This is a genomic window from Thermocatellispora tengchongensis (assembly GCF_014202315.1).
GTDB classification, from domain to species: Bacteria; Actinomycetota; Actinomycetes; order Streptosporangiales; family Streptosporangiaceae; genus Thermocatellispora; species Thermocatellispora tengchongensis.
In genome coordinates this window covers 588,927-606,194 of the sequence record NZ_JACHGN010000001.1, presented here as the reverse complement: position 1 = coordinate 606,194, position 17,268 = coordinate 588,927, and the positions used below count along the sequence as shown (strand labels likewise).

General features: G+C 69.7%; 11 protein-coding genes. 8 read left to right on the top strand and 3 right to left on the bottom strand.

Going from position 1 to position 17,268, the window contains the following annotated elements; all coding sequences use genetic code 11:
- Positions 1-87: 87 nt before the first annotated feature.
- Genes HNP84_RS03020 through HNP84_RS03005 form a run of 4 tightly spaced genes read left to right on the top strand, consistent with a single transcriptional unit; the run spans position 88 to position 8,082 of the window.
- Entirely contained in the window at positions 88-1,620 is a 1,533-nt protein-coding gene (locus HNP84_RS03020) for a TIGR02677 family protein (protein WP_185047733.1), read from the top strand.
- On the top strand, positions 1,617-2,768 hold the full coding sequence (locus HNP84_RS03015; RefSeq protein WP_185047732.1) for a TIGR02678 family protein: 1,152 nt from the start codon (positions 1,617-1,619) through the stop codon (positions 2,766-2,768). The genes HNP84_RS03020 and HNP84_RS03015 overlap by 4 nt, the downstream gene beginning before the upstream one ends.
- Positions 2,768-6,850, top strand: a complete 4,083-nt coding sequence (locus HNP84_RS03010; RefSeq protein WP_185047731.1) for a TIGR02680 family protein — start codon at positions 2,768-2,770, stop codon at positions 6,848-6,850. The genes HNP84_RS03015 and HNP84_RS03010 overlap by 1 nt, the downstream gene beginning before the upstream one ends.
- Positions 6,847-8,082, top strand: a complete 1,236-nt coding sequence (locus tag HNP84_RS03005; RefSeq protein WP_185047730.1) for a TIGR02679 family protein — start codon at positions 6,847-6,849, stop codon at positions 8,080-8,082. Before HNP84_RS03010 ends, HNP84_RS03005 begins: the two co-directional genes overlap by 4 nt.
- Before the next feature lie 16 nt (positions 8,083-8,098).
- Here the strand turns inward: HNP84_RS03005 and HNP84_RS52495 are convergent, their stop codons facing one another.
- From HNP84_RS52495 to HNP84_RS02990, 3 genes are read right to left on the bottom strand one after another with little or no spacing between them, the layout of a single operon-like run.
- Positions 8,099-8,353, bottom strand: coding sequence for a hypothetical protein (locus HNP84_RS52495; RefSeq protein WP_246517714.1), 255 nt, complete (start codon positions 8,351-8,353; stop codon positions 8,099-8,101).
- Entirely contained in the window at positions 8,317-9,564 is a 1,248-nt protein-coding gene (locus HNP84_RS52490) for an ATP-binding protein (protein WP_246517713.1), read from the bottom strand. The genes HNP84_RS52495 and HNP84_RS52490 overlap by 37 nt, the downstream gene beginning before the upstream one ends.
- Positions 9,561-9,752, bottom strand: coding sequence for a hypothetical protein (locus HNP84_RS02990; RefSeq protein ID WP_246517712.1), 192 nt, complete (start codon positions 9,750-9,752; stop codon positions 9,561-9,563). The genes HNP84_RS52490 and HNP84_RS02990 overlap by 4 nt, the downstream gene beginning before the upstream one ends.
- 485 nt (positions 9,753-10,237) lie before the next feature.
- On the opposite strand from HNP84_RS02990, the gene HNP84_RS02985 reads away from it, so the two are divergent.
- The 4 genes from HNP84_RS02985 to HNP84_RS02970 all read left to right on the top strand — a co-directional run bounded on the left by HNP84_RS02985 (position 10,238) and on the right by HNP84_RS02970 (position 17,267).
- The gene (locus tag HNP84_RS02985; protein WP_185047729.1) at positions 10,238-13,441 is read left to right on the top strand and encodes a DEAD/DEAH box helicase; all 3,204 of its coding nucleotides are present in this window, start codon (positions 10,238-10,240) and stop codon (positions 13,439-13,441) included.
- A gap of 205 nt (positions 13,442-13,646) precedes the next feature.
- The gene (locus HNP84_RS02980) at positions 13,647-13,832 is read left to right on the top strand and encodes a DUF397 domain-containing protein (RefSeq protein WP_185047871.1); all 186 of its coding nucleotides are present in this window, start codon (positions 13,647-13,649) and stop codon (positions 13,830-13,832) included.
- Between the two features lie 1,124 nt (positions 13,833-14,956).
- Positions 14,957-15,265 (top strand): hypothetical protein, encoded by a 309-nt coding sequence (locus HNP84_RS02975; protein WP_185047728.1) that lies wholly within the window; start codon positions 14,957-14,959, stop codon positions 15,263-15,265.
- 31 nt (positions 15,266-15,296) lie between these two features.
- A complete protein-coding gene (locus tag HNP84_RS02970; protein ID WP_185047727.1) occupies positions 15,297-17,267 on the top strand; it encodes a hypothetical protein in 1,971 nt (656 codons plus the stop codon).
- The last annotated feature ends 1 nt before the right edge of the window (position 17,268 follow it).

Sequence of the window (17,268 nt, the reverse complement as noted above, 5' to 3'; positions counted from 1 at the left end):
TGGCCACATGGGGAGATTCGCGTCGTCCCCGATGACCTCATCTGGATATCGCGCACCGTGCTCCTGTTGAACGTGGAAACTATCGGTATGACGTCCCCGTCTCAGGAGCACCAGCCTTTCGCGCACCTGAGCGCGCCCAATGCCGCCTTGTACCGGGCGATCCTGCGCGCCTTCGCGCGGGCGAAGGAGCGTTTCATCGTGCACCTGCGGCCGGAGGACGTGGCGGCCGAGTTGCGCCGGGACAATGACGACTCACTCGCGCAAGCCCTGGACCGGCTTCGAGAATGGGGCAATTTACGGGCCGACGCCGATACCGGCAGAGTGACGTCCGTTGAGGACTTCCACCGCAAGCGGTATCTGTTCCAGCTCACCCCGGCGGGGCAGGCGGCCGAGCAGGCGATCGCCTTCTACGAGGAGGCGATCGGGCGGCGCGGGGCGTTGCAGTCCGTGGCGCTGGGCGACATCGCCGAGCAGTTGGAGTCGCTGGCCGTCCTGGCCCGGGAGTCCGATCCCGACCCGGCCCGGGTCCACCTGCTGCTGCTCTCCCTGACCGAGCGGTTCTCCTCGCTCGCCGACAACGCCCAGGCATTCATGGCCTCGCTGCGCCGCGCGATCGACTTCTCCGACGGTGACGTGGAGGCGTTCATCGCCTACAAGGAGCGGCTGATCGACTACATCAACCGCTTCATCGCCGACCTGGCCAACTCCGGCGCGCAGATCGCCACCCTGCTTGGCGAGCTGCAGGTGTGCGGACACGAGGACCTGCTGAGGCTGGCCGCGCGCCGGGAGGCGGCCGACGCGGTGCCCGACGAGGAGGACGCCGCGGAGGCGTACGCCAGAGCCGAGAAGAGCGCGTTCGAGTCCTGGCTGAATCGCTGGCGCGGCCTTCAGGACTGGTTCGTCTCCACCGGCGTGGAGCGTCCGTCGCAGGCGCGGCTGCTGCGGCAGGCGGCGATCACCGCGATCAAGCAGCTCGTCGACACGGTCGGCCTGCTCAACGAGCGGCGGTCCGGCCGATCGGACCGGTCGGCCGACTTCCGCGCCCTGGCCCGCTGGTTCGCCGAGGCTCCGGACGAGGAGGCGACGCACCGGCTGTGGCGGGCGGCGTTCGGGCTGACCCCCGCCCGGCACCTGACGGTCACGCCCGCCACCTTGGCGGAGTGGCAGGAGGTTCCGGCGGGGATTCCCTGGCGGGAGGCCCCGCCGATCAGGATCTCGCCTCAGCTTCGCCGTACCGGCTCCTACGAGCGGCGGGGCAAGCCCAACCGGGTGGCCGATCGCAGCCGGGCCCGCGCGCTGCTGCTGGAGCAGGCCGAGCGCGAGGCGGCCGAGACGGCCGCGGCACGCGCGGCGCTCCGCACCGACGGCTCGGTCCTGCTCTCGGAGCTGGACGTGCTCGACACGCGGGCGTTCCGCCTGTTCCTGGGCCTGCTCGGCGACGCGCTGGCCGCCCGGCGGCCGGGCGAGACCGAGGTGAAGACGGTGACCGCCGACGGCTCGATGGAGGTGCGCCTGGTCCTCGTCCCCGGCGGCGGCGAGGCCGAGATCCACACCCACGACGGCGTGCTCACCGGGCCGGAGCACACGATAGAGATCACCGACCTGATGGCGGCCCCGTGACGCCCGAGGAAGAGCGGGCCCAACGGCGGACCGCCCTGCGCGCGCTGCTGGCCAAGCCCTTGCTGACCGACGAGCACGACGCGGAGAGACTGGTGCTGGTCCGCCGTCACCAGACCGAGCTGCGCCACTGGCTCACCCGCGAGACCGGCTGGCGGCTGATGGTGGACTCCGGCACGGCCCGGCTGTTCAAGACCGCCTCCGACACCCGCGACGCGACCCATCCCGCTCGCGGCCGGGCCGGAGAGCCGTACGGCAGACACCGCTACGTGCTGCTCTGCCTGGCGCTGGCCGTGCTCGAACGCGCCGACGCCCAGACCACGCTCGGCCGGCTGGCCGAGGAGGTGCTGTCGGCCGCGGCCGAGCCGGAGCTGGACTTCGACTTCACCCTCGGCAGCCGGGCCGAGCGGGCCGACCTCGTGGCCGTGGTGCGCACGCTGCTCGACTGGGGCGTGCTGCGCAGGGTCGCCGGTGACGAGGACGCCTATCTCAGCGCGACCGGCGACGTGCTGTACGACGTGCGCAGGCCGGTCCTGGCCGCGCTGCTCACCGGTACCAGGGGCCCCTCCACGATCACGGCAGGATCGTTCGAGGAACGGCTCGCCGAGCTGACGGCGGAGCCGATCGCCGACACCGACGACCTGCGCAACCAGGCGCTGCGGCGCAGGCTCACCCGCAAGCTGCTGGAGGACCCGGTGGTGTACTTCGCCGACCTCGACGACGCCGAGCGCGCCTACCTGACCTCGCAGCGGCACGCCGTCGTGCGGCGGATAGAGGAGGCCACCGGGCTGGTGGCCGAGATACGGGCCGAGGGCATCGCGATGGTGGACCCCGACGACGAGCTGACCGACGTGCGCATGCCGGAGCAGCGTACCGACGGCCACGTCACACTGCTGGTCGCCGAGCACCTCGCGGCCCGCGGGGAGGCCACGCTGGAGGAGCTGAAGGCGTTCGTCCGGCAGGCCGCCCGCGACCATGCCGCCTTCTGGCGCAAGGGCGTGACCGAGCCGGGCGCCGAAGACGGCCTGCTGGCCACGGCGCTGGCCAAGCTCACCGCACTGCGGCTGGTCCGCCTCACGGGCGGGTCGGCCGTGGGACTTCCCGCCATCGCCCGTTACACGCTGGACGAACCCGTCATCAAGGGACAGTGATGCCGCCTTCCCCCACCTCCGAGCGCTGGAAGCCGTTGCGTGCCGGGCTCGTCGACATGTTCTACTACGACGTGGAGGAGTTCCACTTCCACGACGGCCGTCTGCTGCTGCGCGGCAACAACGGCACCGGGAAGTCCAAGGTCCTGGCCCTGACGCTGCCGTTCCTGCTCGACGGCGAGCTCGCGCCGCACCGGGTGGAGCCCGACGGCGACCGGCAGAAGCGGATGGAGTGGAACCTCCTGCTGGGCGGCAAGCACCCGCATCCCGAGCGGCTGGGCTACACGTGGATGGAGTTCGGCCGCCGGGCTCCGGACGGCACCGAGGAGTTCCGCACGATCGGCTGCGGACTGAAAGCGGTCAAGGACCGCGGCATCGTCCGGCACTGGTTCTTCCTGACCCCGCAGCGCATCGGCGCGGGGCTCGACCTGGTCTCCGCCACTGGCGTGGTGCTCACCCGGGAGAAGCTGCGCGAGGCCGTGGAGGGCCAGGGCATGGTCTACGACCGGGCCGCCGACTACCGCAGAGCCGTGGACGAGGCGCTGTTCGGGCTCGGCGAGCACCGCTACGAGGCGCTGGTGAACCTGCTCATCCAACTGCGCCAGCCCCAGCTTTCCAAGAAGCCGGACGAGAAGCTGCTGTCCCGCGCCCTGACCGAGGCGCTGCCGCCGCTCAGCCCTGCTCTGATCGCCACGGTCGCCGACGCCTTCCGCGGTCTGGACGAGGAACGCGACGCGCTGCGCGGGCTGCAGGAGGCGCAGCGGGCCGCGGGCGACTTCCTCGTCCACTACCGGCGCTACGCGGCCATAGCGGCCAAGCGCAAGGCCGCCGTCCTCCGCCTGGCGCACAGCCGGTACGAGCACCTGGGCCGCGACCTGGGCGAGGCCGACGGCCGCCACGCCGCGGCCCGGGCTGAGGTGGAGGCGGCCCAGCAGGCGCTGGACGAGCTGGAGGCACGGCGAACCGTGCTGGAGGCGCGCCGCGACGCCCTCCGGCGCAGCCCGGAGATGCGCGACGCGGAACGGCTCAAGCAGACCGGCCAGGAGGCCAAGCGGCTGAGCGACCACGCGGGCCGCTGCGAGCGGGATCGCGACCACCTGGCCGGTCAGGCGCAGCGCCACGAGCGGCGAACCGCGACGGCACGCGGCAAGGCCGACATCGCGGCTCGCGGCCTGGACGAGGCCAAGAAGCTGGCCGTCTCCGCCGCGCGGGCGGCGCGGTGCGAGCGCGATCACCTCACTGTGGCGGAGCAGGCCGATCCCGTCCAGGCCCAGCGCACGACCGAGTCCCTGGCCGACCGCCAGGAGCGGGCCGTCGGGGAGCTGGAACGGCTGATCGGCGACACGCGACGCGCTCAGGACCGGGTGTCCTCCGCACGGGCGGAGGTGGACCGGCTGACCAGGGAGCTCCAGGCCGCCGCCGACCGCATCGCCGGCGCGGAGGAGGCGGTGGGCGAGGCCGTCGCGGGGCTCGTGCGCGACTACAGTCTCTATCTTGCGGGCCTGACCGAGCTGCGGCTGGACGATCCGGACGCGGTCGTCGCGGCGCTGGAGTCCTGGGCGGTCTCGGCCGAGGGCCCCAACCCGGCCGCGGCGGCGGTGGACGACGCGGCCAGGGCGGCCGTTGACGCGCTCGGCCGCCTGGGCGCCGAGGTGGACGCCGAACTGCGGGTGGCACATCAGACCGCCACGACGCTGTCGGAGGAGATCTCCCGGCTGGAGGCGGGCGGCCACGACGCACCGCCGGCACCGCACACCCGCGACCCCGCCGCCCGTCTCGGCCGTCCCGGCGCTCCCCTGTGGAAGGTGGTGGACTTCGCCGACGCGCTGCCGCCCGACCAGCGGGCAGGGCTTGAGGCCGCGCTGGAGGCCGCGGGCATCCTGGACTCCTGGGTGACGCCCGACGGACGGCTGCTGGCCGAGGAGGACAGCATCATCGTGGCCGGCGCACCTGCCGCCGGAACGTCCTGCACCGCCGTCCTGCGCCCGGCGGTGGACCGCGCCGATCAGCAGGCCGCCGCGCTGCCCGACGCCGCCGTCCAGGCCGTCATCGAGGGGATCGGCCTCGGACCGGGCGCCGGCCGCCGCGCGTGGGTGACCGTGGACGGCCGGTGGGCGAACGGCGTGCTCACCGGCTCCTGGCGGAAACCGGATGCCTGCTACATCGGCGAGGGCACGCGCGAGGCCGCCCGCCGTACCCGGCTTGCTGCGCTGCGCGCGGAACGGGACCAGGTTCGCGAGCGGATCGACGGCCTGAACACCCGACGGGCGGAACTCGACGCACGACGGGCACGGCTCGCCGCCGAACACCGCGCGTTGCCGCCGGACACCTCACTGCGCGAGGCGCACGTCCAGCGCGCCACCGAGTACAAGCGGCGCGACGAGCTGGACACCGAGCACGCCGCCGCGACCCGCGTCCTGCACGAGCGCCAGGAGGAACTACGAGAGGCGACCCGGCGGGCCGAGGAGTTCGCAACCGACGTCGGCCTGCCCGCCGACCCTGCCGCACTCGGCGAGGTCAAGGCCGCGGTCGCCGGCTACCGGCTGGCCCTGGCACGGCTGTGGCCCGCCGTGCGGACCTGGCGGGATGCGTACGAGGCGGTCAAGGACGCCGAGGAAGATCTCCGGGATGCCAGGGACCGGCTCGCCGACGCCGCCGACCGTGCCGCGACGGCACGCGCGGAGGCCGAGACCGCGGCCGAGACCTACCGCGCCCTGGCCGAGACCGCCGGCGCCGCCGTCGAGGAGCTGTACCGCCGGCTCGATGCGGTGGAACGCGAGTTGCGCGAGCGCAACGACGCCGAACGGGCCGCACGCCGGCGGGAACAGAACGCCCTGACGGAACGCGGCAAGGCCGAGGGTGAACGCGAGACTCTGAGCAAGCAGATCAAGGAGGCGGCCGACGCACGCGACCGCGCCGTAGGGGAGTTCCAGGCGTTCGCCGCCACGGGCCTGCTCCACGTCGCGCTCGCCGACCTGGAGGTACCGGGCACGGACGGCGAGTGGGCGGCCACGCCCGCCGTACTCCTGGCCAGGACGGTCAACGCCGAACTCGACGCCGTGGACGACGGCGACGGCCCGTGGGACCGGGTCCAGAAGAAAGTGGCCGAGGAGCACAAGCTGCTGTCCGACGCCATGGCCAGGCACGGCCACTCCGTCGGGCTGACCCTGCGCGAGGGCGTGATGATCGTGGACGTGGTCTTCCAGGGGCGCAGCAGGGACGTTCCCGGGCTCGCCGCGGCGCTGGCGGAGGAGACCGAGCACCGGGCCAGGCTGCTGTCGGCCAAGGAACGCGAGGTCCTGGAGAACCACCTGCTCAACGAGGTCGCCGGGACGCTGCACGAACTGATCGCCGCGGCCGAGTCCGAGGTCCGCGAGATGAACGCCGAGCTGGAGTCCCGCCCCACGTCCACCGGCATGCGCCTGCGCCTGGTCTGGAAACCGGCCAGGAACGCCCCCGAAGGGCTGGACCGGGTCCGGGACAAGCTCCGGCAGACCGTGGACGCCTGGTCCGTCGCCGACCGGTCCGCGGTCGGCGCGTTCCTCCAGGAACGGATCGCCCGTGAGCACGCCGACAACCCGGCCGCGGGCTGGACCGAGGCCCTGACCAGGGCCCTGGACTACCGGGCCTGGCACGAGTTCGCGATCCAGCGGCTCCAGGACGGGCAGTGGCGGTCCGCGACCGGGCCCGCCTCCGGTGGCGAACGGGTGCTGGCGGCGTCGGTGCCGCTGTTCGCCGCCGCGTCGGCCCACTACAAGTCGGCGGGCAACCCGTACGCGCCCCGGCTGGTGGCCCTGGACGAGGCGTTCGCCGGGGTCGATGACGACTCCCGCGCCAAGTGCCTGGGCCTGCTGGCCACGTTCGACATGGACGTGGTGATGACCAGCGAACGCGAGTGGGGCTGCTACCCGCAGGTACCCGGACTGGCGATCTGCCAGCTCTCCCGCCGCGACGGCATCGACGCGGTCCTGGTGACGCCCTGGCGCTGGGACGGACGCGAACGCCGCCGGGCCGAGCGCCCGGCCGCCGCGGTGCCCACACCCGCTGCCGCCCCACCTGTGGCACAGGACGGCCTGTTCGCATGACCGGGGAGAACGACCGGCTGCTGCGGCTGCTGGGCGGCGAGGAGATCGCCTGGCTGGTCGAACGGGCGCGCCGCCGCATGGAACAGGGCAAGCCGCTGATCGGAACGGTGACCCTCACGGCCGCGACCCCGGCCCAGCGCCGCGCTGTGGAGGTGCTGCTCGGCCGCCGGGCGGGAGCGGGCACGTCGCTGTCGGTCTCCCTGGGCGATGTGGACCACATCGTGCGGTCCAGCGGCGTCGCCGCCGGCGGGCTTGCCGAGGCCGTCGTACGCCTGCGCGGCCCGATCCGGGACCTGGCCGGGGAGAAGGCGGCCCTGGCGTCGGCCTGGACCCGGGCCTTCGCGCGCATCGACGCCCTCGTCACCGCGCGCCCCGAACTGGCCGGATGGCGCTCCTGGCTGGAGGCCACCGGACTGGTCCGAAGACTCGCCGCCGATCCCGAGGACGCCCGCGCCCTGCTCGACCGGCTGACCGCCGTACTGGATCGCCTGCCGTCGCGGGGCGTGCCGCTCGGCCGCCTGGCCGCCGAGACCTGCGCGGACGCGCACGCCCTGGACGAGGGACGCCCGCTGGCCACGCTGGCCCTGTCCGCGGCCCGCGCCCTGGCCGGCCTGCCGTACGCGGGCGAAGGCGGCGCCGACGCGCGCCGCGCCGCGTGGGCCGCGGTCGGCGTCCACCTCGACGACCTGTCCTCCCTCGTCCTGTGCCTGGGCCTGCCCGGCGACGACCGTACGCCCACCGGACGCATGCTCAGCGCCGCCACGGCGGCAGGCGAGCCCTGCGTACTGACCCTGCGCCAGCTCCACCGCCACGAGACCCCGCTCACCGCCGGCCTGGTCAGGATCTGCGAGAACCCAGTCGTCATCGCCGCGGCGGCCGACGAACTCGGCCCCGCCTGCCCGCCCCTGGTGTGCGGCGGCGGCAGTCCATCGGCCGCCGTCTGGCGCCTGCTGGACCTCCTCGCCTCCGGCGGCGCCACCTTCGCCTACCACGGCGACTTCGACTGGGGCGGGATCGCCATCGCCACCGCGGTCAACGAGCGGATCGGCTTCGTGCCCTGGCGCTACGACGCGTCCTCCTACGAGGCGGTACCCTCCTCGGCCCCCCTCACCGGCCGCCCCCGCCCGACCCCCTGGGCCCCCGAACTGTCCAAGGCGATGACCCACCGAGGTGTACGCGTCGAAGAGGAACTCGTCCTCGCAGACCTACTCGCCGACCTGGCCAGTCGTTGAAAAACGCCGCTTGTGATCACAGTCCGCCGTACAGATCGGCGAGGCCCACGAGCAGTACGTCGCGGTCCTGCCGAGCGCAGGCCCGCAGTTCGTCGCTGAACCCCACACCGCTGAAGCAGGCCAGCAGGGTCGAGGTAGTGTCATATCTCCCTCCGCCCGCGACAAGCGAACGCAGGCGCCGCAGCCGGTCCAGGTGCTCCGGCCCCATGACGTCGTCCCACCTGGCCGCGCCGATCAGCAGAAGGGGCGGCTCGGGCCCTTCCCCTGCCACGGCGACGTCGATCTCGTGCCCGGTACGGCGGGCAAGATCGTAAACGACGCCGTGTCCGACCCGTGCAAGGGGACCGCCCACGAGATCCGGATCGAAGGCAGGCCGGTTGTCCCGGAAGACGTCCGCGTCACGGCGGAGCAGTCCCACGCCTTCCAGGACGTTGATCGGATACGCGAGGTCCTGGCCCGCTTCCGCCCCAGGTAGCGGGCCATGCCGCTGCGGGTGCTGTTGCCCTCGGCCACCGCGGCGAGCACCGCGTGGTACATGCCGGGGTCGCGCAGTTCGGGCTCCTCGGCCAGCAGGTGCCGGGCCGTGGACCCGCACGGCAGCAGGCGGGTCCGCGAGCGATCTCCGCGCAGCGCCCGCTGGATGATCCCGGGCAATGCCGGCTCGGCCCTGGCCAGGTACGGGAACTCGTCGATGACCACCGGCACCGGACGGTCCCGTCCCAGGTCGAGCAGCGCGTCCACGGCCTCGCACCAGTCCGTGAAGCGGCAGGGCGCGCCCGGCGAGCCGTACGCGGTGAGCGCGGCGCCGATCCGCCGCAGCGACTCGACGCTCGTGGCGTCGGTCGCGCCGAAGTAGAACCCTCCCATGGCCGTGCACAGCGCGTGCAGCAGAAAGGTCTTGCCGTGGCGGCGCCGCCCGGAGACCACGCCCAGCGTCGCACCCGGCCGCGGATCGGTGACGAAGCGCGACAGCACGGCCCACTCGCGGTCGCGATCGAAGATCACATCAGGCTTGTCCACCGGCGTCTCCATGCGATCGCCCACCGTCGGCGCCGCCACCCGGAACCAGACCGATCCGCCGGCCTCGTCGCCATGGCATCCCCAGGCCGTCGCGAGCAGGTCCACCAACCGCAGGCCCCGCCCGCCGTCGTCGTCGAGGCCCGGCTCACGCAGGATCGGCTTGCTGCGATCCGATCCCGCGTCGCTCACCTCGCCCCGGACGCCGTCGGGGCCGCACATCACCCGAACCGCCACCTGGCCGTCGGGCGTACGTCCCGAGTCGGAATGGGTGACCGCGTTGGCGACGACCTCGGTCAGCAGCAGCGAGATGTCATCGAGAAGGGCCGCCGCGATCCGTCCGGCCAGCAATCCGCGCACCCATTCCCTGGCCGCCGGAACCGATATCGTCGTCCCCGGGAATTGCCGCCACCACTCGCCGGATATCACCCGCGGCGGCTCGTAGCGGCAGAGGCGTCCTCTCATGCGTTCACCTCCGCCAAGATGATGTCGGCGGCGTTGTCGGCGTAGGCGACCACCCATTTGTCCCGCCGCCACAGCCGCACCCACCACGGCCGCCAGGTGAACACCCAGCCGCAGTACCGTCTGATCACGGTGATATGGATCGCGATGCCGGCCGCCGATCTGATCTCCAGGACCGGATCACCGGCCACGGGCAGGACCAGCGAGTTCGCAACACCGAGATTGTGCAGGTCCCAGCCCAGCCGGACCAGGTGATCGAACCTCTCGTACCGCGCGCCGCCGTCATCGCCCCGCCTCCCGGATGCTTTCCGATGCCCGTGGCCGGGGCGGTTGACAATGCCGCGTCATTGACGCGCGGTCCGATTCGTTCCCGGCCGGGACAGTAGCCCGACCTTCCTTTCCGCCACCACATGGAAAGGAAGGCACGTGCTCAGAATGCCGTCGAGAAACATGTATCGACAACCGGTTCAGCAGGCCAGTGAAGATCCGTCGATGACGATCCTCGGCATGGCGTGGCATGGATTCGGCATGGCCGCCAACCAGATGGTCCGCTTTTCATGGATTCGAAGGGAAATATTATGGTCCTTGTCCTCCGCCACGGCGACGCCACGGTGACAACGGCTATGTTGTCGTAGCGCCCCGTCTCCCTCCGCCAGCCACCCCAGGAAGGAGTGCCGTGAACCACCTGAACGACAGCCGTTCCCGGATCATGGAATTCTGGCGGGCCTGCGAGCTCTTCAGCCCGCAGAGCATCCCGAGGGTCAATCCCAGGGACGAGCGCGAGCCGGTCTTCCTCATCGAGCCCGGAGGGCTGCTCCCCTGGGAACCTGGTCATCCGCTACAGCACAGGCGCATCAAGCCGACCATGACCTGGCGGCACATACTCTACGGCGGCATCTTCCAGCTCGACCGGATGCGTGTGCTGCTGGAAGAGGTCTTCGGAGCCGACCCCGAGAACTTCGACCGGGCGCCACAGGGAACCAGCGCACTGTTCGCCATGATCCTCACGGAGGAAGGCAGGCCTCTCCTGAAGACGTGGGAGTTCTCCAGCGCCGCGTGGGCCGTGGGCCGCACCTCGTCGCCGCCGGGGCCAGCGAGCGCGGCATGGCTGGAGGGGTTCGACATCGCGTGCAGTACCCTGGCCACGGCCGCGGAGTCCCGTGTCGCCGCGTTCGAATACGACCAGAAGGCCGCCGAGCTTCGGCGCAAGGACGTCCACGTCGGGCGACCCCTGGCATACGGGGATGTGGCTGCGCTCGTCAGGCTGACGACAGAGCGCTTCGGCGTCGCCGGTGTGCTGGAACCAGACGGGTTCTTGGTCAAGAGCGTCCAGGTCTCCCGCCGCCGTGAGCACTCGACCGACGAGACCACCGACTTCCTCAACAGCTTAATCGTCCACGATCTCGAGCGGGTCTCGTCCGCTGTCCGCCGCGGAGCGTACGGCGCGGCCCTCGATGCCTATCTCGCGGTGAGCGAGCCGGCGCGCGTCGATCTACGGCAAGACCCGCGAGTGGTATTCGAGCACGTAGCTCCGGGCCTGGTTCCCGCTGGACGCTGGCCGCAGGCTCCGGACAAGCCTCTCGCGCTGAGCCAGCAGTTCGCCGTCAACACGATCATGGGCACGCTGGCTTCCGGATCGGGGCTCTTCGCCGTCAACGGGCCACCGGGCACGGGCAAGACCACGATGCTGCGCGACCTGGTCGCGGCGAACGTGGTGGAACGGGCGCGGCGGCTGTCCAAGATCCCTCACACCGCTGCGGCGTTCACCGGAGAAAGGCGTTGGAAAACCGGCGACCGCACGCGCGTGGTGAGCCTGTGGCGTGAGGATCTCACGGGCTTCGAGATGGTGGTGACCTCGGCGAACAACGGCGCCGTCGAGAACGTCACCACCGAGATCCCCGGCCGGAAGGCGATCGACACACCGTGGCGGGAAACCGCGGGCTACTTCGACGATGTGGCGAGCCGGGTCCTCGGAGAGCCCGCTTGGGGTCTGGTGGCCGCCAAGCTGGGGAGGAAGTCCAACCGAATCGAGTTCGTCAGCGAAGCCTGGTATGGCACCGCGGGCGAGCGCGGCATCCTGGCCATATTGAAGGAGTGGGAGCAGGACGACGGAGCCGTTGACTGGTCGGCCGCTGTCAAGTCCTTCACCCTCGCTTACGAGCGTGTGCAAGCGCTTCAGCGTGAACGGGACGAGGCGTACCAGGTGTTGCGTGAAGTGCCCGCCGTCCAGGAGGCGATCGATCGCACGACCACGGAGATCAGAACGGCGGAGAACCGGCTCGATGCTCTCAGCCATGACTTCGAGCGCGCCCAAAGGCTCACGGAACAGGCTCAGAGTGAGCTTTCGCAGCGCGCCGCCAAGCGGGCAGAGCATCAGCGGTTCCAGCCGAGCGTGACCACAGCGATCTTCACGTTGGGCAAGGCGTCGCGCGAGTGGGCGGCGGAGAACAAGACGCTCGCCTTGGAGGTCCGCTCCGCGCAGGCAGCGCTCGACGATGCCACCGTGCGGATGAAGAGCCTTCGAGAGACCGCCGCGAGCGTTGCTCAAGAGCGTGACCGCAAGCGGGCCGAACTGAGCAGGCTGCACACCCGCCTCACCGAACTCCAGTTCCACTCGACGCACCACCAAGCCGATCTCGGTCGCTTCTTCCCCGACGACCAGTGGTGGGCGAGCGCTGAGCAACGGGAGCAGCACACGCTGTGGACGGACGAGGAGTGGAACCGAGCTCGCGCCGACCTGTTCATTGAGGCATTGCGGCTCCACCAAGCGTTTCTTCGCGCCGAGGCCACGCGCATGCGCAGGAGCCTGCAAGCCGCTATGGACGTGGTCTCCGGTGCCGCGCCCAGGGATGCCCCCGAGGAGGCGATCCGGGCCGCCTGGCACAGCTTCTTCTTCCTCGTCCCCGTGGTCTCGACGACATGCGCCTCCTTCGACCGCGTCTTCTCGCACCTCACCCAGGAGGCCTTGGGCTGGCTCTTCATCGACGAATCGGGCCAGGCAGCCCCTCAGCTCGCGGCCGGCGCCATCTGGCGATCGCGGCGAGTCGTGGTGGTGGGAGACCCGCTCCAGCTTGAGCCGGTGGTGACTCTGCCGTTCGCCGCGCAGCAGGCACTTCGCCGGACGTACGGCGTGCGCGACGAGCGATGGCTGCCTGGGCGGACGTCCGTCCAACAACTCGCCGATCGTGCCAACAGGTACGGGACGTATCTGCCGGGAGAGGACGAGCCCGTGTGGGTCGGCGCCCCACTCCGTGTCCACCGCCGCTGCGATCAGCCGATGTTCGACGTCTCCAACGCCATCGCCTACGACGGCCTGATGGTGTACGGCAAGCCCGAGCAACCGCCCCTTCAACTGCCCGAGAGCACATGGATAGACGTGGCCGGCACGAGCGGCGGAGGCCATTGGATCCCCGAGGAAGGCGATGCCCTGGTACGTGTCCTGCGCCGGCTCGCCAGGGAAGAGGTCTCACCCGACGACATCTTCGTCATCAGTCCCTTCCGCGATGTCGTGCGGGGCCTTGGGCAGGTGATCCGCCAGTTCCCCGGTCTCACGGCGCGGACCGTCCACACTACACAGGGTAAGGAGGCCGACGTCGTCATCCTGGTACTCGGAGGCGACCCGCGGAGACCCAGAGCCAAGGGCTGGGCCGCCAAACGGCCCAACCTGCTGAACGTCGCCGTCAGCCGTGCCAAACGTCGCCTGTATGTCATCGGTGACCGAGCCGAATGGTCGCGCCAGCGCTACTTGGACGTCCTGGCCAGCCACCTCCCGCGTCGAACGCTCCCCCCCGCAGCCCCCGACTCCCCACCTTCGTCCATAGAAGCGGAGCTCTCCTGGCCGTCGGCCCCGCATAACACCCGCACGTGGATGTGGGAATGAGCGAGGCCGATGCCATACGCCGGGAGCCACGCGGGCGCCTCAGGGGCCACGTACACGGTGACTTTCAGTCCTGAATCCTCCTTCGTGCCGTAGATGAAGCGGCCCTCCACCCGCGTCCGACTGACTGAAGTCATACTCCATGTGGTATCCGAGCTCGCGAGCGAGAGTATTCTCCAGTGCGGTCTCGGCAAGGTACAGATGATCGATCAGTGGACGAAAGTCATCCCACTCCAGTGGGAACGGTGGTCAGTGCGTTGAGGTCGCCTCCAACTTGCCGGGGGTGGTTGCTGTCCGCGACAGCAAGGACCCGGACGGAGGCAAGCTGTTCTTCAGCCCCGACGAGTGGCGAGCCTTCCTCGCCGGCGCCAAGACCGGCAAGTTCGACCTGTAGCGAGTCTCAGAAGAGAGCGCCGTCCCGGGGGGAACAGGCCGTCCTGGAAGAACGAGTCAGTTCCCCCGCTCGCCGTCGGCTTCGGACTTTCCCTACGGTTCTCTGCCGATGCCGTGAGGGCCATGGGGACTGTGCTTGCAGGGGTGGCCCGCTTTCGCTGTTCGAGTGACCCTCTTTGACTTCCGGCGGATGCCCGTTTTCGGTTTTCGCCACCAGCGCATCTACGACAGCCGGGTGTCGCCGGCGAGCCTCGGCATCGCCGTCCGAGGCCACAGCCACCGACTGAAGCTTGGCGACGCGCTCCGCGCCGCGGGGATCACCACCATCCGCTCGCCGCGACCGATGTCTCTCCCCGGTCGGTCCGCGTCGAAACGATGCACCGGAGGAAGGGCCTGGAATTCCGTTGTGTCTCCGTGGTCGCGCGGACGACGGCGTCCTGCCGTCCCCGTCGGCGGTCACGGTGGAGGAAGAGGACTCGGTGACGCACCGGCAGGAGCTACAGCGAGAACGGCTCTTGCTCTTCGTGGCCTGCACCCGAGCCCGTAACGCACTGTATGTCTCGCACAGTGGGGAGGCGAGCTCCTTCCTCAGGCAATGAGCGCTGTGGCAGAGTATGCGGCGAATTCGCTCATCATCCTGTTCCTCTCGCGCGTCTAAAGGCGATCACCACGCGAGACCACCAGATCCTAGGGAACGACCATCGCCTCGATAAGTGGCTTCGTCGCTCCCCGCGCCGCGGCCACCCACGTCAGTCCATAACCGGCGGTCCTTCACAATCTGCGCCTATCGGCCGCCCGCGTGCAGCACCAGCTTCGACTACGACTTGTCACTGGTGGCGCTGTATCCGTCGGTCTCGACCGGCGACTCCAGCACAGAGACCCGCTGCCCCCCCGAAACCTGTACCGCGACGCAACACGTCCGCGCAGGGATATGGGAAGTGCATTAATATAAAGCGCAGTTCCACAAGTTGCATCCGACCGACCATCACTCCAGGTCAGGGAGGTTGTGGACCTCGGCCGAGTTTTCCGCTCCCACCGAGGCCCGAATACTGTTCGCGTAAATCATCGGCATCTCGGGTGATACACCACCATTTCGCTCGCGGAGTGCCGGAGAGGATGGGGGAAGTGGGCGAGCCGATGGTGCCCAATCCCCGGCACGCGAGGTTGAAGTTGCTGCTCGCGGAGGCCGAGGAGAGGTCGCACGAGGTGCGGCAGGCGTACCAGCGCGCCTTCAACGCGATGCGGTCGCGAAGGGTGTGGACAGGGCCCACGGCCGAGAAGTGGACCGATGAGCTGGCGCTGCAGATCCACCAGTTGGGACAGCTCGCGCAGCGGGTGATGGACGCGATCGACGAGGAGATGCACCGGCACCCGGCCCTGGTACCCCAGTCCCAGGCCGACGCCATACGCCGCGAACTGGCCGGCCGCTGGTGACCGGCACTCAGGTTGTGAAGGGGGACGCATCGTGGCACCCATCGACGGCTTCTGCGGCATCGACCCGGACGAGATGGGCCAGATGGCCGCGTCAATGCGCGGGGCGGCCGACAAGCTGACCGCCTTCACCCACGAGTTCGGCCTCAAGCTGCGCCGGCACGAGATCAGCACGCCCGCCCTGGCCGGGATCAACGGCATCGCCGAGTGGGGCAGAGAGCAGGCCACCATGCTCGACGGCCGCGCCGAGCTGATCCAGAGCCTGAACTCGACAGGCGACTCGGCACCGCAGCCCCTCGGCGGCCAAGGGCTCATCCACCTGCCCGACGAACTGGCAGGCTACGAAAGCGCCCGAGCCTTGGCCACGATGTACGGCCAGGACATCTTCGTGAACTTCTCCGGTGAGCTCCAGGGCAAACTCATCCACGAGCACACCGACGAGATCGAGGCACTCGCGAAGAACCCTCAGGCCGCCGCCGCGTTCTTCGCCCTCCTGTCACCGAAGGTGCGCGATGCGCTGCCCGACCTCATAGCCGCCACAGGCAGCAAGACCGCCAAGCAGGACCTCGCCGCCTTCAGCAAGGCCCTCGGCGCGGCACTGCGCGCGCCCACGCTCCTGCCTGCATTCGCCAAAATCAGAAGCGAACTGGTGAAACCGACCGAGAGCATAGTTGTCGCCTGGAATCGTCTCGCACTGCTCAAAGGCGCGAACGCCCCCTCGGACGTGCGCAGCGCAGCGGCCCGCGCCCTGATCCTGGACGACTTCGTAAAAGAGCCCCGGAATGACTGGCGCGCCGGAACATCTCCCGAGTTGGGGGTATACGGCCTGTCGCCCGACCTGGTCGCGCTGGGGCTGGACGTGCTGGGCTCGGACGGCACGGCGGTACGGGACGCATTCAGCAAGATGGGTGGCGGGGAGGTCAAGCTGACCCAGCCCCAGAAGATGAAGCTGTTCCTCGATTACGCCAAAGCAATGGGCACTGGGGATGACGTCGCCACCGCCTTCGGACGGGCCGTGGAGGCAGGCGCCGAGGTCGCCACGGAGAAGCCGGGGCAGCACAGCTCCGGCGCTGCCGCTTTCACTTTGGACGTGATGATGGCGGCGGGCACCTTCGGCTACGACATACCGGACCTCGCCAGACCCTCCATGGTCGCCATCGCCAAGTCGTACATCCACGAACTAGCGACGGGCGCCCGCTTCGACAAGGCGGTCTACCGCGACTCCGGTCTGACGCCACCGGAACGGTGGATAGTCATTCCCGGTATCACCCCGTCCTTCTATCTGAGCCCGGGGGACACATATCGGTTTTTAGCAACTTTCTCCGGTGACAAGGACCTTACTCACGACTTTGACGCGGTCGCTGGACAGTTCCGGCATGACACACTCGTTGCGGCTGCGCGCTTGGACGCGCAGGGCGATACTCGGCACTTCGAGGACGCAGCGAGAGCGTTTGGTGACCTAGGCGGCGTCGAGTTCAAGGCTGTACTGGACATGCGCGGCGAGCGGGACGCTACGGACGACCTGGTCCTTGACATCACCAAGAACACTCTCGCGCTCGGGGTTGACGCGATCCCTGTCGCAGGCACCGCTGCAAAAGTTGGCTGGGAACTGACGAAGGCATATGGTGCCAGCGCTCTCCTGGATGGCTGGGCCGACAGTTTTGAGACCCGGGTTGAGGAGGCCACCGGAGCCCGGTCGGATTTTGCCATACGACAGAAGTACGACATGGCCCACATTCTGCATGAAGCCAGCTTTCCAGCAAGTGATCCACCCGGTGAACTCATCAGCAAGAGCACTGGTGATCTCAAAACCTACGATGAGCTTCTTGCCGAGGCGAAACGCGAAGCTACGCCCGACAAGACATGGGAAAAGGTGTTGCGCGATAAGCTGGTACCGTACGAGCGCTGGATGGACAGTAATGATGACTTCGACACGAAAGTCGAGCCATCCTCGACCTATCAGGCCAACGATACAGCAAAGGACTTGTTGAGAATTTGGGACTGAT